The 24,949-nt window shown below is 36.9% G+C and carries 16 protein-coding genes; 13 read left to right on the top strand and 3 right to left on the bottom strand.

All coding sequences use genetic code 11. The annotated features are described in order from the left end of the window. The first annotated feature begins 116 nt into the window (after positions 1-116). The 4 genes from QKW49_RS06055 to QKW49_RS06040 all read left to right on the top strand — a co-directional run bounded on the left by QKW49_RS06055 (position 117) and on the right by QKW49_RS06040 (position 7,249). Positions 117-2,447, top strand: a complete 2,331-nt coding sequence (locus tag QKW49_RS06055) for a DNA translocase FtsK (RefSeq protein WP_282866655.1) — start codon at positions 117-119, stop codon at positions 2,445-2,447. 261 nt (positions 2,448-2,708) lie between these two features. After that, positions 2,709-3,650: a MoxR family ATPase gene (locus QKW49_RS06050; protein ID WP_282866654.1), complete on the top strand. Its 942-nt coding sequence runs from the start codon at positions 2,709-2,711 to the stop codon at positions 3,648-3,650. 33 nt (positions 3,651-3,683) lie between these two features. Beyond that, entirely contained in the window at positions 3,684-4,883 is a 1,200-nt protein-coding gene (locus QKW49_RS06045; protein WP_282866653.1) for a DUF58 domain-containing protein, read from the top strand. 2 nt (positions 4,884-4,885) lie between these two features. Further along, positions 4,886-7,249, top strand: a complete 2,364-nt coding sequence (locus QKW49_RS06040) for a transglutaminase domain-containing protein (protein ID WP_282866652.1) — start codon at positions 4,886-4,888, stop codon at positions 7,247-7,249. A gap of 491 nt (positions 7,250-7,740) precedes the next feature. Here QKW49_RS06040 and QKW49_RS06035 read toward each other — a convergent pair whose 3' ends face one another. From QKW49_RS06035 to QKW49_RS06025, 3 genes are all read right to left on the bottom strand, one after another. Next, positions 7,741-9,234, bottom strand: a complete 1,494-nt coding sequence (locus tag QKW49_RS06035) for an altronate dehydratase family protein (protein ID WP_282866651.1) — start codon at positions 9,232-9,234, stop codon at positions 7,741-7,743. 89 nt (positions 9,235-9,323) lie between these two features. Beyond that, entirely contained in the window at positions 9,324-10,841 is a 1,518-nt protein-coding gene (locus tag QKW49_RS06030; protein ID WP_282866650.1) for a tagaturonate reductase, read from the bottom strand. Between the two features lie 37 nt (positions 10,842-10,878). After that, entirely contained in the window at positions 10,879-11,868 is a 990-nt protein-coding gene (locus QKW49_RS06025) for a LacI family DNA-binding transcriptional regulator (protein ID WP_282866649.1), read from the bottom strand. 425 nt (positions 11,869-12,293) lie between these two features. On the opposite strand from QKW49_RS06025, the gene QKW49_RS06020 reads away from it, so the two are divergent. The 9 genes from QKW49_RS06020 to QKW49_RS05980 all read left to right on the top strand — a co-directional run bounded on the left by QKW49_RS06020 (position 12,294) and on the right by QKW49_RS05980 (position 24,891). After that, complete coding sequence (locus QKW49_RS06020; protein WP_282866648.1) at positions 12,294-13,544, top strand: glucuronate isomerase; 1,251 nt, start codon at positions 12,294-12,296, stop codon at positions 13,542-13,544. A 286-nt stretch (positions 13,545-13,830) separates the two neighbouring features. After that, complete coding sequence (locus QKW49_RS06015) at positions 13,831-14,874, top strand: sugar kinase (RefSeq protein ID WP_282866647.1); 1,044 nt, start codon at positions 13,831-13,833, stop codon at positions 14,872-14,874. Between the two features lie 574 nt (positions 14,875-15,448). Further along, positions 15,449-17,569: a glutamine synthetase III gene (locus tag QKW49_RS06010; RefSeq protein WP_282866646.1), complete on the top strand. Its 2,121-nt coding sequence runs from the start codon at positions 15,449-15,451 to the stop codon at positions 17,567-17,569. 230 nt (positions 17,570-17,799) lie between these two features. Continuing rightward, positions 17,800-19,560, top strand: a complete 1,761-nt coding sequence (locus QKW49_RS06005; RefSeq protein WP_282866645.1) for a Na/Pi cotransporter family protein — start codon at positions 17,800-17,802, stop codon at positions 19,558-19,560. A gap of 182 nt (positions 19,561-19,742) precedes the next feature. After that, positions 19,743-20,879 carry a class I SAM-dependent RNA methyltransferase gene (locus QKW49_RS06000; protein WP_282866644.1) on the top strand — a complete coding sequence of 379 codons (1,137 nt, stop codon included), beginning with the start codon at positions 19,743-19,745 and terminating at the stop codon, positions 20,877-20,879. A 265-nt stretch (positions 20,880-21,144) separates the two neighbouring features. Further along, entirely contained in the window at positions 21,145-21,420 is a 276-nt protein-coding gene (locus QKW49_RS05995) for a hypothetical protein (RefSeq protein ID WP_282866643.1), read from the top strand. Positions 21,421-21,563: 143 nt separating this feature from the next. After that, the gene (locus QKW49_RS05990; protein WP_282866642.1) at positions 21,564-22,106 is read left to right on the top strand and encodes a phosphatase PAP2 family protein; all 543 of its coding nucleotides are present in this window, start codon (positions 21,564-21,566) and stop codon (positions 22,104-22,106) included. Positions 22,107-22,115: 9 nt separating this feature from the next. Further along, positions 22,116-23,264, top strand: coding sequence for a glycosyltransferase family 1 protein (locus QKW49_RS05985; RefSeq protein ID WP_282866641.1), 1,149 nt, complete (start codon positions 22,116-22,118; stop codon positions 23,262-23,264). A gap of 169 nt (positions 23,265-23,433) precedes the next feature. Further along, positions 23,434-24,891 (top strand): alkaline phosphatase, encoded by a 1,458-nt coding sequence (locus QKW49_RS05980; RefSeq protein WP_282866640.1) that lies wholly within the window; start codon positions 23,434-23,436, stop codon positions 24,889-24,891. Positions 24,892-24,949: the final 58 nt, after the last annotated feature.

Here is a 24,949-nt window from a genome sequence, read left to right as displayed (position 1 = left end):
AATGCAAGTGTTTGATGATACATCAGCAATTTTCAAGGGATTGGAAAAAAGCAAATTTTATGATATAGTATAGATGGTAATCTGTAACAATTTTCTGAGGAAGGTATGGAATAGTAATGAAAATTGAACATAGCACTAACCATAAATTAAATAAAACAAGAAAGACCAAACATAAGAAAAATAAATCATTATACTATATTTTTGCTATAATAGGCTTATTTGCAGTGATAGCTCTTTTTTTTTCCGGGCTTTCATTAATAAAATTCTTTTTAATATTTGCATTAGAAATGATCGGCACTGTCATTATATCTTGGGCAATTTTGGCATATTTCAACCGGGATGATCATAAAGGCCGGCATGTGAGTGTGCCGTCTAAAACATCCGGTGCTGCAGTGAAAGCATTGACATCTGAACCGGATTTGCATATGTCAATGGATAGTAAGCAGATGCCTAAAAAGCTTAGAAAACTTGAAAAAGCCAATTTTAATTGGTCCGATGAAGACATATTAAGAAGAAAACAAAATAGCCCTATGAAACAAGTAGAAGTAAAGGAAGAAAAGAAGATTCTTCATTACCGGTCTCCATTTGATCCTATTAATCCTCCGGCAAAAACGGTACAGAAGGAAGCAGATATCCAGGAGGATGTTGGGGAACATCCTATCGTGATAGATGACAGTGACTTAAGTACAATGAATGATCAAGAAAAAATTGAAAACACAGATTACCTCTATCAGGACGAAAGAAGCATCTGTGAAAATGATAGCTATAAAGAGAATAGTGAAGAAAATGATGTGAATATAGATGAATCCGAATATTTATACGATAGTATGGAGCAGCACGATCATCGCAAAGTGGAAACGATGAGCCATGAAGATTCTGAACGAACAGCTGTCCAATATGCTGAAAAGGCGGACAGGCAGTATATTTATGCCAACCGTAAAGTACGAGCGGTTGCGGTTAAAAAAAAGCCTCTTCAAACTGATAGCCATCATAGTGATAAAACCAATGACCATTTATATCCTTCCGTTAATTTATTAAATAAAAATAATATGATGTTAGACCGTACCGATATGGAGTATAATGCTCAGATAAATGCAAAAAAATTAGTAGAAGCCCTTGCGAGTTTTGGGGTAGGTGTGAAACTGTTGAATATCAGCCAAGGTCCATCTGTAACACGATATGAACTTCAACCTAATACGGGAGTGAAAGTGAGTAAGATTGTTAACCTTTCGGATGATATTGCGTTGAATCTGGCTGCTAAAGATGTGAGGATGGAAGCGCCGATACCCGGAAAAGCGGCAATTGGTATCGAGGTACCAAACAAGCAAACCATTCCGGTGTTTTTAAGAGAAGTCATCGAGTCGAGAGAATTTCAGGACCACCCGTCAAAGGTTGCGTTTGCGATAGGAAAAGATATAGCGGGACACCATATGGTTGCGGATATTGCAAGGATGCCTCATCTCCTTATAGCCGGTGCAACGGGTTCAGGGAAAAGTGTCTGCATTAATACGTTAATTGCAAGTATTTTATTTAAAGCATCACCGGCAGAGGTAAGGCTGCTTTTGATAGACCCTAAAGTAGTGGAATTAGGAGTGTATAACGGAATACCCCATCTTCTTATTCCGGTGGTTACTGAGCCTAAAAAAGCGTCGGGGGCATTAAATTGGGCAGTACAAGAAATGAACCGCCGCTATCAACTTTTCGCGGACAATAATGTGAGAGATTTAAAAGGGTATAATGCCTTATTAAAGAAACGAGGAGAAACAGAGATATTACCTCAGATTGTGATCATTATCGATGAATTGGCGGATTTGATGATGGCAGCTCCCAGTGAAGTAGAAGATTCTATTTGCCGGTTAGCGCAAATGGCGAGGGCTGCGGGTATGCACCTTGTGATAGCGACACAGAGGCCTTCGGTTGATGTAATCACCGGATTAATCAAAGCCAATATCCCGTCACGTATTTCTTTTGCAGTATCCTCACAAGTAGATTCCAGAACCATTTTGGATATGGGGGGAGCGGAGAAACTGTTAGGAAAAGGGGATATGCTGTTTAATCCTATGGGCGAATCAAAGCCAATAAGGGTACAGGGTGCGTTTATATCGGATAGTGAGGTAGAGGCAGTAGTATCTTTTGTTCAGTCCAACTCTTCGGTAAGCTATGATGAAGATATTATTGAAAATATTGACGGGCAGAATGAAGCCGTACATGCGGATACAATAGATGAAGATGAGCTTCTGCCGCAAGCAATTGAAATTGCAATAGACCTCGGACAGGCATCCGCATCATTATTTCAGAGGAAATTTAAGATCGGTTATTCCCGAGCTGCACGTCTATTAGATCAAATGGAAGCACGAGGTTTAGTCAGCGGTTATGAAGGCAGCAAGCCTAGGCAAGTACTGGTGAGTCGAAGTGAATGGGAGGATAGTGAACAATTATTAGAATGATGGATGTTTATCTTAAATAATAGTATGGATGTATGGATAATGGGGTATGCTCCTTTATGTTAATAATAACATGATCGGAGCACTTTTTATAACGAGGCGAAAAGATGTTCCTCACCTCTATAGGTGGGCGGGTACCGATTAAATTAAACAGGCGGTGAGTATATCTCCCGCCTCGTTGAAACGGTGTGAAGTAATTGCTTACGCAATTACTTCCGTTGTTATAACGTCAATAATCAGAAATCTACTTTCGGAGGAACGAATATGGAAAACAAGATTCAAATATTATATCAAATCATTGATAATATAGAAAATGTGATAGTAGGTAAGCGACATTCTATCGAATTGATGATTATCTCTTTAATTTGCGGAGGTCATGTTTTGATTGAAGATGTACCGGGAGTTGGTAAGACGACAATGGTATCTTCTCTTGCAAAATCTTTAAGCTTGGATTTTAAGAGAGTACAATTCACGCCGGATATTTTGCCGTCGGATATAACCGGTTTAACTATTTATGATGCGAAGACCGGCTTGTTTCAATATCATCCCGGTGCGGTCATGACAAATATTTTGTTAGCTGATGAAATCAACCGGACGACTCCTAAGACGCAATCCAGCCTGCTTGAGGTCATGGAAGAGAAACAGGTGTCGGTTGACGGAAATACCCATAAACTGCCCAATCCGTTCATGGTTTTAGCTACACAGAACCCTATAGAATATATCGGTACATTTCCTTTGCCCGAAGCGCAGTTGGATAGGTTTTTTATGAAAATCAGGATAGGATATCCGGATTATCAGGAAGAAATAAAAATCTTAGAACGTTTTCATAGTGATGATCCACTTCACAAATTGCAATCTGTCGCAGATGCGGAAGTGATTATTTCACTACAGCAGCAGGTGAGAAAAGTTTATGTTGACCAGTCTATAAACCGGTATATTGTAGATATTATAAGAGCTACGCGTAATCATCATGATATCGAACTGGGAGTAAGCCCCAGAGGGTCGCTTGCTTTGCTTCATGCCTCACAGGCATGGGCATTATACCAGGGAAGAGACTATGTAATACCTGATGATGTTAAGAGGATGGCAGCACCGGTATTGGGACACCGTCTTATTGCAAAGCCCGAAGTGAGCCTTAAATATGGTGACGAGATGGATGTACTAGAAGCGATATTGAGTGCTGTCGATGTTCCCATAGCTGATTAATATTTATATTTATATGATGAATTGGAGGATAAGATGTTCAAACGAAATGTTCTTTATTTCTTTGTATTTGCATGTTTTTGCATATCAGCGTTATATAGCGGGGAAAAGGTATTATTTGCAATATTTATTACAATGCTTCTTATCCCTTTTATTTCCTTATTGTTTTTAGTGGTTGCTGTGTTAAGATATAAATATGTAGAGCAAATGGATAAAAACGAAATATTAAGAGGGCATGTATTAAGGTATTCATGTAAAGTTTATAATAAAGATCTTTTTCCATATCCCTTTGTTCAAGTGAATTTTTATGCTGATGATTTTACTGCAGAAGAAATATTTGAAGATGAGACATTTTATCTCAATCCGCTCAACAGGTATGATATTGATAAAGAAATTATTTGTGAACACATAGGAATATATCATATAGGGATCAAGTCCTTTTATTTTAGAGACTTTTTTGGATTTTTTGAAATAACATCCAAACCTCGTAATGGAAAAAAAGAAATCAAAATTTTACCAAAAATTGTAGAGCTGAATGGTTTTAAAGTGGGAAGGACTACAAACAGTGATTCTATCCATTTTACAAGCAAAATAGGTATGGAAGACTATTCTGAAATAGCAGAAGTAAATAAGTATATACCGGGATTGCCGCTTAAAAGTATCCACTGGAAGCTTTCTGCCAAAAGAAATGAACTTATGTCAAAAAAGTTCAGCAATCCACAAAGCAGTTTAACCTATTTGCTTGCAGATATTAGCTGCTTAATGAAAATTGATAAGAATAATTCACTTGTAAAAGATATTATCATTGAAACTATCATAGCAGTATTAAACTTTTTCGTAAGAAAAGAAATACCTATCCATCTATGTTTTAACGATAGCAGCGATAAGAGATTAAGAGTAGGCAGTAAAAGAGAGTTTAGAGAGGTTTATCATAAATTGCTTCGGGCGGATTTTAAAGAGATATTTCCTTTTGACAATATGCTTCATCTAAGCAGAGTGGACTTGGCAGAATGCAATGAAGTTATAGTGATTGGAACTGATTGTTCCGAGAGCTTATTTAACCGCTTGGTGAATTTAAAACTTGCGGGTAAGGATGTAATATTTATATATCCTATATCAGCAATAGATAGAAAAAGCTTAGATTTTTCTCGTTTTTTACAAGGGCTGCAGGAAAATGGCATCTTTGTCTATACCATTAGTCATGCAGATGAAATAAAAAAGACGCTGGAGATGTAACGATGAAATTGAGCAGATTAAGTAGATTAATCACATATAATTTTATATCGCTATTATTTAGCTGGAATCTCGTATTTTCCATCACATATTCTATGAGTTTTGAAGTATCCAAGCAAGCGGTATTGAAATATTGTCTTCTTACTATGTTCTTGCTAAATATATTTTTTATAAACCGCATTACTATCATTTCGGGTACTTGTTTAGCTGTTTGTATGGCTTTATACCATGGATATACAATGATGAAGTTAAAACTATTTGAAAAGTTTTTCGCCACTGCAAAAGAGTTTTTTATATGGCTATACGAATATATAAAGGGGTATCAATATTTAAACGATTCCTTTAGTATCTATATGACCATTATTTTGGTGTTAATGGTATGCGGCTGGGTTTTTGTTTTTATCTTAAAGAGATATCATTTTTATTTTCTGATGGCTGGAGGCTTGATCTATTATATTGTATGTATCAACATGGGGTTGAGAATGTATGATGCCGGACTGTATATTTATTTGTTTTGTATGATCTCATTATTTGGCAGAGAAGTCTTTAATAAGAGAACCAAACACATGCTTTCAACGGCAAGTCAGCATTTAGGATATATATACGTTCTCTGGGCTATGCCTATCGCACTATTCATTATACTAATGGTGTCCTCGGTATCGGTAGAGAAGGATTATCAAAGGCCTCAATGGTTGGATGAAGGTGCCGATGTTTTTAGCCGGTGGTATGACAACCAAAGTTGGCTTAATGATGTTGGTCAATGGAAAGGAAGTGACTTTTCTTTAGTATCAACAGGTTTTCAACCTAATAGAAGTGCCATTGGAGGAAATATCGTACTGGATAACCGGCAGGTTCTAAATGTAAAGTCCGACCACAGAATCTATTTGAAAGGTTCTGTGAAAGATTATTATACAGGTAATAGTTGGATTAGCAAGGAGCTTGAGGAATTCTCCATAGAAGGCAGCAGCATTGAAGACTATATTACCGATAACTATTTTAGTGACCGCAGGTTATTTGTTGAAATGTTTAAGCGAACAAGGTTCCGAAGAATCAGTAATCAGTTGTATAATCAAGCATTTTTGCATGGAGATGCACAAATTGAGCAAGTTGGGTTTAGAACCAATACGCTTTTTTATCCTGATAACGTCATTCGACTATTGGAGGCAAAAGATGAAGACGCAAGCCTCATCTTTAACAGCAATGCAGAATTTTATTTTAGGGGGGAAACGAGCGATGATAATAAATACAGCATTCAATACAGGGTGGTAGACAGGTCTAACCCGTTTGTTGAAGAGTTGTTAAGAGTAAGTGATCCTGACGCAATAAAGGCGGTACTTGAAAAAAGCGATAGTTTAAAAAATAAATATGACAAAATGATCAAAAAATATACGGTAAAAGAGAATATCACTCAAAAGGTTTCAGACCTCGCGATACAAATTACGCAAGATAGTGGGAACCGCTACGACAAAGTAAAGGCAATCGAAAAGTATTTGAGTTCCAACTACACCTACACCCTTACCCCCGGAGATACCCCGGAGGGGAGAGATTTTGTGGAGTATTTTTTATTTGATTCAATGAAAGGCTATTGCACATACTACGCAAGTGCGATGACCATGATGGTACGTTCACTAGGAATCCCTGCCCGATATGTAGAAGGGTATGCTCTGCCTGCGAAACCGGGCAGCGACGGGGTGTATAAAGTTACCAATGAGTTGGCGCATGCTTGGGTAGAAGTATTTTTTGAAGGTTTCGGTTGGGTACGCTTTGAGCCAACCTCACCCTTTAATACGCTTCTGGATACGCAGCAAGAAGACAGCCAGGCATTGCCCGCTGATGAAACGTACAGTGAAGATTATATGAAATCAATTATGGGTGAAGCAGAGATAGTGTTAGACCAGGGACTGAAAGAACAATCTATAGATGGAAGGTTAAGTTTTGCTAAAGAGATAGTTAAAATAATCATTAGTATGATTGCGCTGATGATAGGAATTATACTATTGGTGGTGATTGTGCGCAGAGTTATTTTTGAGACAAGTATTATAGAAATAAAACATCAGCATGCCAAAAGCAGTGTTATAAATATATATCAGAAGATACTAAAAATCTTGAGGCTTTATCATTTTGATATGGAACGCGGAGAAACACCTCTGGAATATGCCAAGAGGGTAGATTTACAATTTACAAATGGTAGTGATAGTTTTTATGGTATAACAGAACTATACATCAAGGCGAAATTTAGTAAAAGCCCCATGGATGACCAAGATAAAGAGAAATTACTGATGTTTTACCAGTCAATGATAAAAGATTTAAAGAAATCTTTGAATATATTGAGTTTTTATTATTATAAATATATAAAACTTGAATACTGATGAGTTCAAGAGTAAGTTGTTGCAAACAGCTTGCTCTTTTTTATTGCTGATAAGCAAATTTAAAATTACAATTGACGAATTTATATATCATGTTACCTTTGAAATATTAACCAAAAAACATATCGGTGTTATGTGCAATATACATAAAAACGACTATCGGATTAGGTATAATTTGGCTAATTAAACCCTTACTTTTCCAATCATGAAAGCGTATAATAAGAGTATAGAAATTACAGGAGGTGAGATCAATGAAAGATATTATTATATTTACAGCTTTAGCCAGTGTATCAATATTTACAAAATTCGCTTTATTCGCATCCAGCTATGTTGGATAATTTTATCCAACATAGATTAGATGCTGATATCTGAATACTATTTTTGATTAAGAAAAGACGATTCTTTTATATAGAACCACAGGCCTTGTGAAAACCGCAAGGTCTGTTTTTGGGTTTTTAAGAAGGTATGTTGCACAAAATTGTATAGATAGTTTTTTATAATATTACGCCATCCTTAAAGATAGATATTTCACGATAGCCGTTTATTTCATTTTTTGTTTTTATCTCTCCGGAGGCGATTTTCAATACATATTCAAAGAAGTCCTTTTTAACGGTATTGATATCTTTTCCTTCCAGGAGCTGTCCCGCATTAAAATCCATCCAATTGCTCTTGCGGGTGAAAAGGTCGGAGTTGGTAGCAACCTTTACCGTAGGTACCGGGGCCCCCAGAGGCGTTCCACGACCGGTGGTAAAGAGAATGATATGAGCACCGGCAGCCATAAGCGCTGTGCAGGCAATAATATCATTTCCCGGGCCTTTTAATAGGTTTAATCCTGGGATAGAAACTCTTTCACCATAATCCAATACATCTACTACATTCCCTGCTCCGCCCTTTTGAGTACAGCCAAGAGATTTTTCTTCTAATGTAGAGATTCCTCCTTTTTTATTGCCCGGAGAGGGATTTTCATAGATTTCCTGATCATGCTTTATAAAGTATTCTTTAAAATTATTAATGAGATCTACTGTTTTATTGAATACTTCTTCATTGATACAACGGTTCATGAGGATGGTTTCTGCACCAAACATTTCAGGAACTTCACTCAAAATGCTTGTGCCGCCATGTTGTATCAATACATCTGAAAGAGCGCCAACCAACGGGTTGCCGGTAATGCCGGAGAATCCGTCCGAGCCGCCGCACTTTAAGCCTACAATGAGTTTGGACGCCGGACATTCTTCTCTTTCAAAGGTTTGAGCATATTCGACCAATTCATCTATTATATCTAACCCGGCTTCAATTTCATCTTCTACTTCTTGTGTAATTAAGAACTTTACCCGTTTGTCATTATATTCACCCAGAACTTTTTTAAATTCAGGAATATTATTGTTCTCGCAGCCTAACCCTAAAACAAGCACACCAGCCGCGTTGGGGTGATTGACCATGTCTGCCAGAATCTTTTGTGTGGTTAAATGATCCTCACCAAGTTGGGAGCATCCGAAAGGATGCGGGAAGGCAAAGATGCCATCGGTTTTACCGGCAAATCTTTTGTTAGCTTCTTTGGCAATAATTTCAGCAGTTTTATTTACACAACCGACAGTATTAACAATCCATATTTCATTCCGAATACCGACTTCACCGTTTTCTCGCACATATCCCATAAAACTGTTATTAAAACTTTCGCTGTCTTTGCTTAATTCCGGTAGATAGCTGTATTCTAACACACCTTTTAGATTGGTTTTAATATTATGGGTATGGATATATTCTCCGGCAGAGATTGTACGGGTTGCATGCCCGATAGGGAAGCCGTATTTTATTACATGATCGCCTTCCGGAATGTCTTTAAATGCTATTTTATGTCCCTTGTCGATATCCTCTTTTGCAGTAATTTCAAAGTCACCCAATACAACCGATTCACCTTGGTGAATAGCTTCCAATGCAACTGCAACATTATCTTTTTCATGAATCTTAATTAATTTATCGCTTTTTATCATTGTAATCCCTCGCATTTTAGTGGGGAGTAAGGAGTGGGGAGTGGGGAGAGTATGCTTTCTTCCCACTCTTGGCTCCAAACCCCGGAATATTATAGTATTTTCTTTATTGCTTCATTCACGCCTATAGTGAGTATATCATATAAATATCCGGATACGGTAGAGGTAAAACCATCTAAGCCAGTCAAATCGGTTCCCCACATATCGGTATTTGATAAAACAGTCTTCACTAGATTTTCAGTACCTTCTTTTGTTTCGTCATAGTCAGACCATAGTTTTTTGAACAGTTCAAGAACAGGCATATCATCCATGATTTTATATTCGTTGCCGGATCTTTGACCCATCAAAGCATTCTCGTTTATTTCCGTACCTTTATAAAAAGCAAGCAAAGCAGCAAGAGAGAAAGTAAGCGTTTTTGGCAGTTCATTTTTTCTCTTTATATATTCCAGTATGGAAGGCAATACTCTGGTCTTAAACTTAGAAGTAGAATTCAAAGCGATACTTAACAGATAATGTTTTATAAAAGGATTTGCGAATCTTTCTGAAACTGCCGCTGCAAATTCTTCCAATTCTGCCTTTGGCAAATCCAAAGTAGGAATGATCTCATTAAAGATTCCATTATTCATGTACTTGCTGATCACATCATCATCCATGCATTCTTTAACAGTGTCTTTACCATGAAGGTAGGCAGCAAGCACGGTCATGGTGTGAGCACCATTTAATATTCTTACTTTTCTTGTGCGGTATGGTGTCATATCATCCGTCCAGATGACATTTAGCCCTATCTTTGTAAAAGGAATCTCTTCCGATAGTTTTTTATCGCCTTCAATGACCCATAGATGGAATATCTCTGCCGTGTCTAGGAGATTATCCTGATATCCTAATTCTTCTGTAAGTTTTTGAACTTCATCTCTTGGGTAACCTGTTACGATTCTATCTACCAATGTATTCAAGAAGTAGTTTGCGTTTTCAATCCAGGAGATAAAGTTACTGCCCAGATTCCATTCATTCGCAAGTTGCAGTACGATCTTTTTAAGATTATCTCCGTTTCTATCTATCAATTCACAGGGGATAATGATAAGGCCTTTTGAAGCATCACCATTAAAAGCTTTAAATCTTTTATGCAGTAATACTGTTAATTTCCCGGGAAAAGATGCCGGGGGAGTATCTTCAAATTTTTCATCGGCATTATAAGCGATTCCTGCTTCGGTAGTATTGGAGATAATTACTCTAAGCTCCGGATTTTCAGCACATTTCAGGTATTCGTCAAATTGGCTGTAAGGATTGATTCCTCTGCTAATAGAAGAAATGATTTCTTTATCTTCCACCACCTTGCCATTTTGAATACCTCTTAGAAATAATGTATACAGTCCATCTTGATCATTCAGCATATCAACCAATCCATGTTGAATAGGCTGTACAACAGCAATTTTTCCATTAAACAAATTGTTCTTATTTAATTGATGGAACATCCAATCTACAAAACCTCTTAAAAAGTTTCCTTCACCAAATTGCAGTACTTTTTCAGGTGACTCTTGGTTTTCACTTACTTTTAAATCACTAGGAAATTTAAAAGTACCATTTAATAACTCATTGTTTAATTTTGTCATTTAAAACCCTCCTATTATTTTAATTGTTAATTGCCTCTCACGTGCTTTTTCTTATAATAAAATCCGGCGTGATTACTGTCTTTGAAGGCACATTTCTGCCTTCGAAAATATCATTGAGTATCCTTACTGCACCTATTCCGGTAGTTTCCATTTTGTTATCTACAGAAGTAAGTTCCGGGGAACAGCATTGCGCAATAATGGAATTGTTAAAACCGATAACAGCAACATCATTAGGGATATTTAGATTGAGTTCTTGTAACTTTTTAATAACCCCAACACCGGTGATATCTTCTCCACAAATAACAGCTGTAAACTTTTGATTGGATGCTATTAGTTGTGCTATAGCATTGTAGCCGCCTAACAACCCTTTTTCTATTTTAAATATGGAAGAAGGGGTGAGTTCCAGGTGGTTTTTGACCAAGCCTTTTTTAAATCCTTCTAATTTAGCTTGTGCACTAAAGGTGTCCGCATCTTGCAAATATACAATATTTCTATGGCCTTTTTTCACAAGATAGTCTACACAAACCGATGTTCCGTAGCTATCATCACAGATAATGGAGTATACATTGTCTGTCTCAAGAAAACCATTCACCATCACAATAGGCAAGCTTTTTGCGATTTGAGAGATAGTCTTGTCTATTTTCTTGTCTCTAAACACTGACCCGACAAGGATTAAACCATCCACTTTCTTTTCGGACAGCATTTTTAAATAATTGATTTTTTGCTGGGCATCACCGCCAGTATTACATAAAATAACGCTGTATCCCAGTTTTGTAAATTCCTGCTCAATCGTATAGGCTACATTTGCATAATATATATCGCGGATATCAATTGTAAGCACACCGATGGTTCTCATTGATTTTACTACTAACCCCCGCGCAATCGCATTAGGGGTATAGTGATGTTTTTTTAAAACTTCATTGACTTTATCACGGGTTTTTCCACTAACTTGTGGATGGTTGTTAATGACACGTGATACAGTTGCGATGGATACGTTGGCTTCACGAGCTATATCATAAATATTCATGTTCATCACCATTCTAATAAAATGAAAGCGCTTACGATATAATTATACTTTTGCACAATATTATTGTCAATAGGGATTTCTAAGTGATTAGAAATACATTCATTATTATAACTATGTAGAATTTTAATTATTCTATAATATCTGCAGATAAATCTAATAGCAAACCTAAAGATATGAAATATCTGATATGATATCTATTAGTAAACTGAAGCGCTGATTGAGCGGCAGTGGGCGCTGCCAAGAAGCAATGATATATAAGTTGGAAAGGTATATATCTGTTTGGTTATACTTGTCCCATAAATTTTTTGCATTAATTATTGAAAATAAACAAACAGTATAGTATAATTAGCCTATATATGATGAAAGCGCTTACAGTTAAACCGTTGATGTTTAATATTAAGAATTGAAAAGAAGAAGGCACGAATATGAAAATTCAAAATACTTATGAGCTTCGCAAGGCAGTAGATCGAATGATAGATAATATTAAGATTACGGACATACACACCCATCTTTTTACTACTGACTTTAATGATTTACTATTATGGGGTGTAGATGAACTTGTCACATATCATTATCTTATAGCGGAAACAATGCGCTGGGTAGATATTTCTTATGACGAGTACTGGGCAATGTCAAAGCAGGAACAAGCGGATTTGATTTGGGATACCTTGTTTATTAAAAACTCACCTTATAGTGAGGCCTGCAGAGGGGTACTTACGGTTTTGGAAAAACTGGGACTGGATGTTTCAAGCCGTGATTTAAACTCGTACAGGGAATATTTTAAACAGATGACCGTTGATCAATATATCGACAAGGTTTTTGAAGTAGCAGGCGTAAGCAGCATCGTGATGACCAATGATCCGTTTGAAGATGCTGAAAGAGAAGTATGGTTGGGTGATTATAAAGCGGATAAAAGATTTAAAACAGCATTAAGAATTGACCCGCTGCTAAATGCATGGAATACAAAGTATAAGTGCTTAAAAGAATGGGGATATGATGTAAAAGAAGAATTGGATGAAAATACGCTGAAAGAGATTCGACGCTTTTTAAATGACTGGATTGACAGAATGAATCCTTTATACATGGCAGCATCTTTGCCGCCAGATTTTGTAGTACCTGAGGAGTCTTCCAGGTCTAAAATCGTCGAAGAGTGTATTGTACCTGTTTCTCTGGAGAGAAATGTACCCTTTGCAATGATGATAGGGGTAAAGAAATTAGTGAATCCTCAACTTCAAGTAGCGGGTGATAGTGTTGGCAAAGGTGATGTTGGTACCGTTGAATATCTGTGCGCAAAGTATCCTCATAATAAATTTTTAGTAACCATGCTTGCCAGAGAAAACCAGCATGAATTGTGTGTGGCAGCCAGAAAATTCAGAAACCTCCTTGTTTTTGGATGTTGGTGGTTCCTTAATAACCCAAGTTTAATTGAAGAAATGACCAGAATGAGATTCGAGCTGCTCGGCCCAAGTGTTATCCCGCAACACTCGGATGCAAGGATGCTGGACCAACTCATATACAAATGGACACATTCCAGAAAGATTATCGCAGATGTGCTATTTGATAAATATAATGATATCATAGCTACAGGGTGGACAATAGAAGAAGAGGAAATCCAAAGGGATGTTGAAAAAATATTCGGTAAGAACTTCTGGGATTTTCTTGAAAGAGAGTTTTAAGTAAGTTTACGGTTCACAGTTCACAGAATAAGTTCTCCAATTGGCTGTAAACTATATAAATACTATAAATAATTTATAAATACTTAAAAAAAACTACTTGAAAAACAAGTAGTTTTTTTCAAAATCTTTTAACGTTAAGAGAGTTTACCTTAACTTTTGGTGCCGGAGGTACATTAATTCACTAAAGCGATTGTCTTATTTTATTTATTAAAAAAAGGGTATTAAAAAAATATGTAGAATAATAAATAACTAAGAAAAATTGCAATCATTATTATAGGAGGCGTATATGATTTTAGAAAAGGAATTAAATGTGGATAAAGAATTCGATGTTATTGGCTTTGGTGAAGTAATGTTAAGATTATCACCGCCGGATAAGGAAAGAATATCCCAGGGCGAAGTTTTCGAAAAAAAAGCCGGTGGTTCCGAATTGAATGTTGTTTCGGGGATTTCGCTACTGGGACTTAGAACAGGTATTGTGACAAAACTGCCGGATAATGAGATAGGAAAGTTCGTTAAAAATAAAATCCGGTTTTACGGTGTAAGTGACGATTATCTGGTATATGATACTTCCTCGTATAAGAGATTAGGGGTGTACTTTTATGAGAGTGGTGCACATCCAAGAAAACCAACAGTAGTGTATGACCGCCATGCATCTTCAATAACTAATATTAGCTTGGAAGAAGTTGACCCTTCTATTTACAACAGTACAAAGGTATTTCATGTGAGCGGTATATCTTTGGCTTTGAATGAAAGTGTGAGACAGGTAGTAATTGAAATGATTAAGAAGTTCAAGGAAAATGGAGTGCTTATATCGTTTGATGTGAATTATAGAGCTTCATTATGGGATGAAGATACTGCGAGAGAAACGATTACATCTATATTGCCGTATATTGATATCCTTTTTGTGTCGGAAGAAACTTCGCGTAGAATGCTGCAGCAGCAAGGCACATTGGAAGAAATCATGAAGAATTATAGTAGGAAATACGGTACAAAAATAGTTGCTACTACCATGCGTAAAGTACTTAGTCCTACACGACATACATGGAATTCAAAAATTTACAGTGCGCCGGAAGATAAATTTTTTGAAGAAGAGCCTTATGAAGAAATTGAAGTTATAGATAGAATAGGAAGTGGAGACGCGTATTTGGCGGGGGCGCTTTTCGGAATCATTAAATTCAATGACCTGCAGAAAGCCCTTGAATTTGGTAATGCAATGGCTGCAATAAAGAATACGGTTCCGGGGGATATGCCGGCGTGTGATTTTAATGAAATTTCAGGTGTTATAAAAAGCCATAAAAAAGATGGTGTGGATAGTGAAATGAATAGGTAAATAGATTTCTAACGTAAAACCATACGATTGAAATCATGATTTCAATCGTATGGTTTCATTAGTATGTTGGATTTAAAAGAGAGAAGATGCTTGTTAATAATACGGTGCTATATTAATTGAGGAGAACTCTATTATTTTAGATATTTTTTACACCTTAAAGAGAAGACTGTTAAAAATGAGCATGAAAAAAACGCATATACCCGGTATTGAATTTTAGATTTAGAGAAATTGCAAAACAAATGAAAGTCTTTGAATAGCAGATATCGAAGAATGTATATGAGTCTAAAGAATTTTGGTATTTATAGCATTTTAACCTCGCATAGTGTTAAATAAGAGATATTCCTGAGGATTTAATTTATGAAAGAATAATATAAAGTTATTGCAAAAAAAATACGTATTTTTATAAAATTTAACTTGCTTTTTTAGAAGAATCATAGTATTATTTTAAATAAGGTATTGAATTGGTTAATTAAACGAAACAATGGCGTTTCCAAAACATATGTTCACGGCATATGTTTTAGAGGAGCGCCTTTTACTTTTTAGTCAATCTAAAATATGAAAGGGGTATGTTAAAATGAAATGTGAAGCGACTAGTTTAAATGAAATGTTTGGTTGTAATGTTTTTAATGATGCAGTAATGAGAGAGCGTCTTCCTAAAGCGACATATAAAGCTTTAAAAAAGACTATTGATGGGGGAGTGCCATTAGATCCGGCTGTTGCGGAAGTTGTTGCAAATGCAATGAAAGATTGGGCAATAGAAAAGGGTGCTACTCATTTTACACATTGGTTCCAGCCGATGACCGGTGTAACTGCTGAAAAGCATGATGCTTTTATATCTCCAACTGCTGACGGAAAAGTCATTATGGAATTCTCAGGTAAAGAATTGATTAAAGGAGAACCCGATGCTTCATCTTTTCCATCCGGTGGTTTAAGAGCAACTTTTGAAGCGAGAGGTTACACTGCTTGGGATTGTACTTCACCTGCGTTTTTAAAAGAGGATCCGGCAGGAGTTACTTTATGCATACCTACAGCTTTCTGCTCATATACAGGGGAAGCGTTAGATAAGAAAACCCCGTTGCTTCGTTCTATGGAGGCAATTTCAAAGCAAGCTTTAAGAGTATTAAAACTTTTTGGTAATACGACTGCTACAAGAGTTATTACGACTGTTGGTCCGGAACAGGAGTATTTCCTTGTTGACAGAGAACTATATAATAAGAGAAAAGATTTGGTGTTTACAGGAAGAACTCTTTTTGGTGCAAAACCGCCGAAAGGTCAGGAATTGGAAGATCATTACTTTGGTGTGCTGAAAGAAAGAATTTCTTCATTCATGAAAGAGCTTAATAATGAATTATGGAAATTGGGAGTATCTGCAAAGACACAGCATAATGAAGTTGCTCCTGCACAGCATGAACTTGCACCGATCTTCTCAACTACAAACATTGCAACAGATCATAACCAGTTAACAATGGAAATGATGAAAAAGGTTGCGGCTAGACATGGATTGACATGTTTATTACATGAGAAGCCTTTTGCCGGTATCAATGGTTCAGGTAAACACAATAACTGGTCCATGAGCACAAATGACGGACAGAATCTGCTTGATCCCGGAAATACCCCTCATGAAAATGCGCAATTCCTGGTATTCCTTTGCGGAGTCATTGAAGCAATTGATGAATATGCTGAATTGTTGAGAATGTCTGCAGCCAATGCGGGAAATGATCATAGACTTGGCGCGAATGAAGCACCTCCTGCAATTATTTCAATATTCCTTGGTGAACAGTTGACAGATATTTTGGAACAACTGGAAGCAGCAGGTACAGCTAGTTCTTCAAAGCAGGGAGGAGAACTTAAGATCGGCGTTAATACGTTACCGGCATTACCCAAAGATACAACCGATAGAAATAGAACATCGCCTTTTGCGTTTACCGGTAATAAATTTGAATTTAGAATGGTGCCTTCTTCTGCATCTATTTCAGGTCCGAATGTAGTACTAAATACTATCGTGGCTGAAACGCTAAGCAGAATTGCCGACAGATTAGAAAAGGCAATAGACTTTAATGCAGAAGTTGAAGCGCTTTGTAAAGAAGTTGTAGTAAATCATAAGAAAATTATATTCAATGGTAATGGTTATTCTGATGAATGGGTTGCTGAAGCAGAAAAAAGAGGATTGCCAAATATTTCTTCTACTGTTGAAGCAGTTAAGCATCTTATTAGTGAAAAATCAATTGCAGTGTTTGAAAAACATTGTGTATTAAGCAAAGCCGAGTTATATTCACGTTTTGAAATTAATTTAGAGGCTTATATTAAACAAATTAATATCGAAGCATTGACCATGATCGAAATGTCCAAGAGACAAATCGTTCCTGCAGCAATTAAGTTTGCTAATGAATTGGCGGCTTCCATCAACGCTGTTAAATTAACAGGTATAGATGCTGATGTAAGCGTTCAGGCAGAAATCCTTAAGGATGTATCCGGTACGCTGGCATCTTTCAAGAAGAATATCGAAAAGTTGGAGAAGGCTACTGCTGAAGCTGCTGAGATGCACGGGGATACTTATAAGCAAGCTTGTGCGTATAGAGATGAAGTATTTACTGCCATGAGTGAATTAAGAGCTGATGGTGATAAGCTTGAAACAATGATAGATGCTGAATTATGGCCGATGCCAACTTACGCTGATTTGCTGTTTAATGTATAATTGAATAATATATCGCTTATAATAAAAAAAGTGAGGTATGAAAAATACCTCACTTTTTTTATGCTCAAAAACTTTTACAATTTTTTGTCGAAAAAAGACTTTCAACAATGCTAAAACTATGTTAAAATTGTTAATTGGGTATAATATTTATGTAAAATGAATGTAAAATGAATGTAAAATGAATGTAAAGTGAATGTAAAGTGAATGTAAAATCTTTCAGGGGGTAATTTATGAGTTTTATTGATTTACTTACGCTATTTGGCGGTCTAGGTTTATTCCTCTATGGAATGAAGATCATGGGAGACGGCTTGGAACAAGCAGCAGGAGAAAGAATGCAAAAAATTATCGAGGCGATGACCAGTAATCTTTTTAAAAGCGTAATTGTAGGTACGGTAGTTACGGCTCTTGTTCAGAGTAGTAGTGCTACTACGGTTATGGTGGTTGGTTTCGTTAATGCAGGCGTGATGAAGCTAACACAGGCTGTAGGAGTAATTATGGGGGCTAACATCGGAACAACAGTAACATCACAGATTATAAGGCTTGGAGATATCGATAAGAATGTATGGTATCTCATGATTTTAAAACCAAAGACTCTGGCACCTTTAGCAATCGCTTTAGGAGTAGCGTTTATCATGTTTAGCAAAAAAAAGAAGCTAAACAATATAGGTGCTATATTGGCAGGTTTTGGTATATTGTTTATTGGTATGGGAACAATGGAGTCTGCTGTTGAGCATTTAAGAGATTTACCCCAATTTAAAGAAGCATTTGTTGCGTTTAGAAATCCGATTTTAGGTGTTTTGATTGGTGCCGGTGTGACGGCAGTAATACAGAGTAGTAGTGCCTCGGTAGGGATTTTGCAGGCAGTGGCTTCCACCGGGTTGGTAACCTTTTCTTCTGCGATACCTATTATTTTGGGACAAAATATTGGAACATGCGTCACAGCATTGCTGTCAAGTATTGGTGCCAATAAAAATGCGAAAAAGGCGGCAATGATTCATCTGTTTTTTAATACTGTAGGGACAGGGGTTTTCTTAGTAGTGATCTACACCTTTCAAAACACAGTAGGATTTTCCTTCTGGAATGATACGGTCAATCGCGGTGGTATTGCAGATTTCCATACAGTATTTAATATTGCGAATACAGTGCTGCTTCTTCCATTTGCGGGACTCTTAGTAAAGCTTGCACACATGACTGTGAGAGGAAAAGAAGAAAACAGGGGTCAGAAGAACTTGGATGAAAGATTTCTTACAACTCCATCCGTTGCGGTATCCCAAACGGTAAAAGAAGTCATTCGTATGAGCAGGATGGCACAGAATAATGTACTGCTGGGTATGGATGCCATCATGGAAAGATCCACAAACACTATCGGGACCATAGATGATAATGAAAATGCAATTGATGAGATGGAATCAAATATCACTCAGTATCTTATAAAAATTGCCGATGAACCATTAAGTAAAGAAGAAAATAAGTTGGTATCCGGCTTATTCCATGTTATTACTGATATTGAGCGTATTGGTGACCATGCCGTTAATTTGGGAGAAATGGCTGCATATATTATTCAAGAGGACATTGAATTTTCTGAGTTGGCAAAACAGGAACTCACTATTATTACCGACGCGGTAAAGGAAATTGTGGATTTGTCCATACGTGCATATGAAAGTCAAGATGTAGAATTGGCTAAAAGAATTCAACCCTGTGAAGATGTCATTGATTTGCTGAAAGAAACGCTGCGTGTAAGGCATATTGACCGATTATCACAGCAAAAGTGCAGTTTGAAATCAGGTGTTATATTCCTTGATATTGTAAATAATCTTGAGAGAATTGCGGACCATTGTTCGAATATCGGAATAGCGGTGGAACAGCTCCATTCTTCCAGAACGGATTTCGACCCGCATGAATATTTAAAACATGTGCATCAAAACAAAACACAAGAATACAGGCAGTTGTACGACGAATATGAAAGCAAGTACGGCTTAGAGAATAGTTAATAGTTAGAATATTGGATAAAAACCTTTGAAGTTTCATTCGAAGGTTTTTATTATTGATTAGGGATATAATAAATAAAGTGGTTTTGTATTCTTGAAATACTAATTAGATAATATTATAATTAGAAAAACTATATCAGTAACATTATACTTTTACATACAACATGAACTTAAGGAGAAATAATATGACACAATTTGAACTCATTGCTCCAACACTTTTCGGATTGGAAGCATTGACAGCGAAAGAAATAAGAAATCTGGGATACGAAACATCTGCAGTAGAAGATGGAAGAGTTACCTTTGTTGGTGATGAGATGGCGGTGTGCAAATCCAATCTATGGCTTCGTACCGCGGAACGAGTATTAATAAAAGTCGGGGAGTTTCAAGCAACAACATTTGATGCCCTTTTCGAAGGCACTAAAGCGCTGCCGTGGCATGAATGGATTCCGGAGAATGGGGAGTTTCCGGTAAAAGGCCATTCTTTAAAGTCAACCCTTTTTAGTGTTCCCGACTGCCAATCAATTATTAAGAAAGCAGTTGTAGAAAAGCTGAAGCAGAAGTATAATACCTCATGGTTCGAAGAAAAAGGGTCGCGTTATCAAATCCAATTTTCATTACTAAAAGATAAAGTAACGTTAATGCTGGATACCAGCGGAGAAGGTCTGCATAAAAGAGGATACAGAGAAAACGCAAATGAAGCGCCGCTTAGAGAAACACTGGCAGCAGCCATGGTGATGTTAAGTGTATGGAGACCGGGTAAAGCATTCGTCGATCCTTTCTGCGGTTCAGGGACAATTCCTATAGAAGCGGCACTAATCGGAGCGAATATCGCGCCGGGATTGGAAAGAGAATTTATCGCACAACAGTGGCAGAGGATACCAAAGAATTTATGGTGGGAAGCAAGAAGGGAAGCCCATGACCGCATTAAAACAGATGCAGATTTTCATATTTATGGAGCGGATATCGATGGGAAAGCGGTAGAATTATCAAAAGAAAACGCTTCTTTGGCAGGAGTGGAGGAGTATATTACATTTGACAAGTGTCCGGTATCAGGGCTGAAAGTTCAAGGAGAATATGGATGTATCATATGTAATCCGCCCTATGGAGAACGTTTGGGAGATATAAAAGAAATACAGCAGATTTATAAACAAATGGGTCAAGTATTCAAAAAGCTTGATACATGGTCATATTATATTCTAACATCCTATGAGCAGTTTGAGAAATTTTTTGGAAAGAATGCAGATAAAAAACGGAAGCTATATAATGGAATGATAAAATGCGATTTACACCAGTACTTTGGGCCGAAACCGCGGAGAAGCTAATAGTTAATAATGAATAGTGAATAGTTAATAATGGACAATGTACATTGGACAATGGACAATATCATATGATCGGGCGAAGAAGGTAATGAAGCATTTCATTGCCTTTTTTTGTTTTTTACAAGATATTTTGCGCAAAATTTTATCATAGCGTGCTGGTAGGGGCGCGCATTTGCGATTTGTTAAAAGCTCATTTGCTTAGAAATCACTATTTTCTGTTATTTTCATATAATAAATATTGTAAGAATACAGAAAGTAGGTAGATGGGATGGCTGAGTTTAACAGGGAAGTCATGGCAATATTAACAAGTGATATTTTCTTAGCTCTTCTAAGTAGAGATACTGTTCAGATTGCCCAATTAAATGCTGCCATCGCACTTCTGATAAAAGCAGGTATTCCTTTTGATGTGGCATTTTCTCCAGGCACACGACGAGTAGCCACTGCAGCAGAACTTACCATATATATTAATCCGACGACTACCCTTAATTTTACGCTTACTTTCGAGGCAGGAGCAACTATTTTTGGTGGTGGGGAAGGCGGATAGAAGCATGAAAAGCCGGAAGCGATTTCCGGCTTTATTAAGTTTTAACCATTTATTAACATGATCTTAACAGGCGCATAGCATCTTTTTAAAATTAAAATAGTACCTTTATAGTAGCTACCACTGATATATAAGGGGGAGAAGATGTGAGTAGGTTTATAAGATATATTCAAAAGGAAGATATCAGATTGTTCTTTATGATTAATGAAGGTGTCAAGTGTAAGTTGTTTGACAAGATCATGCCTGTTATTACACATCTGGGCAGCGCTGCAGTTACAATATCCTTTGCGCTGCTAATAATCATCTTGAGTAAAGGCAGTATTACCGGCCCGGGATGGGAGATCGCTGCTTCATTGACAGCCAGTCATATTATTGTGCAAATCATGAAAAAGATTATAAACAGGTTAAGACCTCATCAAGTACTCAATGATGTAAATACTTTTGATATCCGGCTCTATAGTTATTCGTTTCCTTCCGGTCATACTACCGCAGCATTTTCAATTGCAGGATCGATAGCATTTCTTTTTCCCGGATTTACGGTACTAGCACTGTCAGCCGCCGGTTTGGTAGGAATATCAAGGATGTATTTGGGAGTACATTATCCGACGGATGTTTTAATTGGGACATTATTAGGGTTCGCATCTGCGTTTTATGTTCATAAGCTATTCTTATTTATTCAAGTGATGTGAGGTGGGATGATGAAAGTAGCATTTTTTACAGATACCTTTTTACCTCAAATTAATGGTGTTACCAAAACACTTGCAAGGCTTATCGCATATCTGGATCAAAAAGGCATAGAGCATTTGGTACTGGCACCTGACCATGAGGAAGAGGATTACTTTAAATATAATGTTGAAAGATTTCTAAGCTTCAAGTTTTTCTTATACCCGGAATGTAGAATCTCCATTCCGAATTTTTTCAGAATGAATAAAAAGTTAAAGGATTTTAATCCTGATCTGATTCATATTGTTACTGAATTCAATATGGGACTTGCCGGACTTCAATATGGCAGAACCAATAATATTCCTATTCTTTCTTCTTATCATACTAACTTTAATCAATATCTTGATTATTACAATCTTGGCTTTTTAGATCAATGGTTATGGGAATATATGCGATGGTTTCACAACAGCTGTCATAAGAATCTTTGTCCTTCCAATGAAACAAGAAAGATGCTGTCTAATAAAGGGATTATGAATTTAGGAATTTGGAGCCGGGGGATAGATTGTCAAGTATTTCAGCCAGATTTTAGGAGTCGTTTATTTAGAAAGAGCTTAGGCGTAGATGATAAAATAGTACTGCTTTACGTTGGCAGGGTATCTTTCGAGAAAGATCTTGACATTTTATTTCAAAGCTTAAAAAACCTGAATGTAAACTACTATAGTAAAATCAGTCTTCTAATTACCGGTGACGGACCTATGCTTCAGCAGTACAAATCACAAGCGCCGGACAACGTTATATTTACCGGCTACAAGCAGGGTGAAGAATTGGCACAGATCTATGCATCCGCCGATATATTCATGTTTCCTTCAACCACAGAGACCTTTGGTAATGTTATTATGGAGTCTATGGCATCTGGGGTTCCGATAGTGAGTGTGGCTGCCGGAGGCATCAAAGATAATTTAATTGACGGATATAACGGATTAATGTGCAGTCCGCGAAATGTAAAAGAATTTACAGAGGCAGCTGCAAAGCTGATTGAAAATGAGGAATTACGATTACAGATGGGGCAAGAGGCACGTAGATATGCGATGAGCAAGTCATGGAAAAACGTATTTGATACCTTAATCGGCGACTATGAAGACGTCATTTACCATCATAAAAATAAGCCGGGTCTTTCTGCATAGGAATGAGAAAGGGGATATAGCCATGAAAAACGTTATATTTGGGAAATACATAATTTTAACATTTCATTAACATTCATTAACAAAACAGTAATTTTGTCTTAACAACGCTGGTATATATTTGGTAGTTGTTAGGACAAGAAAACGATCATAATTTTAAGGAGGTTATTCAATGTTTAAGAGAAATGTATTTTCTAGAGTAGCAGCAGCTCTTGTTCTTGTACTATTTGCAGCAGCTTGCTTTATACCTGCAGGTACCGGGTTGGCAGCGTCTAAAGCTCCTAAGTACGTGTTCTATTTTATCGGTGATGGCCTTGGTGCAGCTCAAAGACAGGTAGCAGAGTTTTATTTACAAGAAAAAAACGGAGACAAAAATACGAAATTATTAATGAACACATTTCCGGTAGCCGGTATCAATACTACTCATTCAAGTGATACCCTGGTTACTGACTCCGCAGCAGCTGGGACTGCTCTGGCAACGGGGATGAAAACTAATAACGGAATCATTTCGATGCTTCCTGATGGAACAAGAACTAAAACGCTTATGGAAACTGCTGAAGAAAAAGGAATGGGTACAGGGCTGATTTCTACTACAAGAATCACTCACGCAACACCTGCTGCGTTTGCTTCTCATAATGTAAATAGAGATAATGAGAATGAAATTGCAGAAGATATTGCTGCGAGTGGTGTAGATTTTATAGCTGGTGGTGGATTTAGACATTTTGTTCCTCAAAATTGGCAGTGGGGAAAATCAAAGAGAAAAGATGATAGAAATCTTTTAACCGAGATGTTGAATAAAGGTTATAATGTATTTACAACTATGGATGATACTCAAAGCTTTTTAAACTTTACTCCGAAAGGAAAGCAAAAAGTTGTTGCTTTACTAAATGATACCCATATTCCTTATGATATCGATAGAATTAACAGTAATTTGGATGTGCCGACGCTTGCACAAATGACACAAAAAGGTATTGATGTATTATCCAAATATGAAAAAGGCTTCTTTATGATGATTGAAGGCGGAAGAATTGACCATGCCTGTCATGCTAATGACGCTGCCGGTTCGATTTTGGACACTCTTGCTTTTGATGAATCAGTGAAGTCTGCATATGATTTCTATCTTAAGCATCCGAATGATACTTTAATCGTAATAGTAGGTGACCATGAAACCGGTGGTCTGGGATTAGGTTTTGGGAAAAATTATTTCTTAAAGTTAGATGAGCTTTTTGATGCTAAAGTATCTGTAGAAGACGTACTAAGTTATGGAAACGGTGCTTATAAAAAAGGTGCAAATAGAGAAGAATACTTCAAATATCTTGAACAAAATCTTGGCCTTGATAATTTGACTGATGCTGAAAAAGCCAGCATTATTAAAGCTATGGACTTGGTTGACAGTGAAGTTAAATCAGATGCATCCTATGGTAGTTATAATCAGGTTGCGATTGCTGCTACCCATGCTGTTTCGGAAAGAGCAAATCTCCAATGGACTACTTACGCTCATTCAGGTACAGCTATTCCTATGTCTGCTATAGGTGTTGGAGCGACTAACTTCGGCGGATATAAAGACAATACTGAAATTGCGAAGGCCATGGCAGAGCTGATGGGCTTTAAAATAGGTGCAATAAAGTAATTGGTGATATTTGTATCAGCAAAAAGTATATTGTAAATCAAATGACATTGATAGCTGG

The sequence above is a fragment of the Petroclostridium sp. X23 genome, assembly GCF_030013905.1.
Classification (GTDB): domain Bacteria; phylum Bacillota; class Clostridia; order SK-Y3; family SK-Y3; genus X23.
The sequence above is the reverse complement of the archived record's forward strand: the minus strand, read 5'-3'. Positions and strand labels throughout refer to the sequence as shown.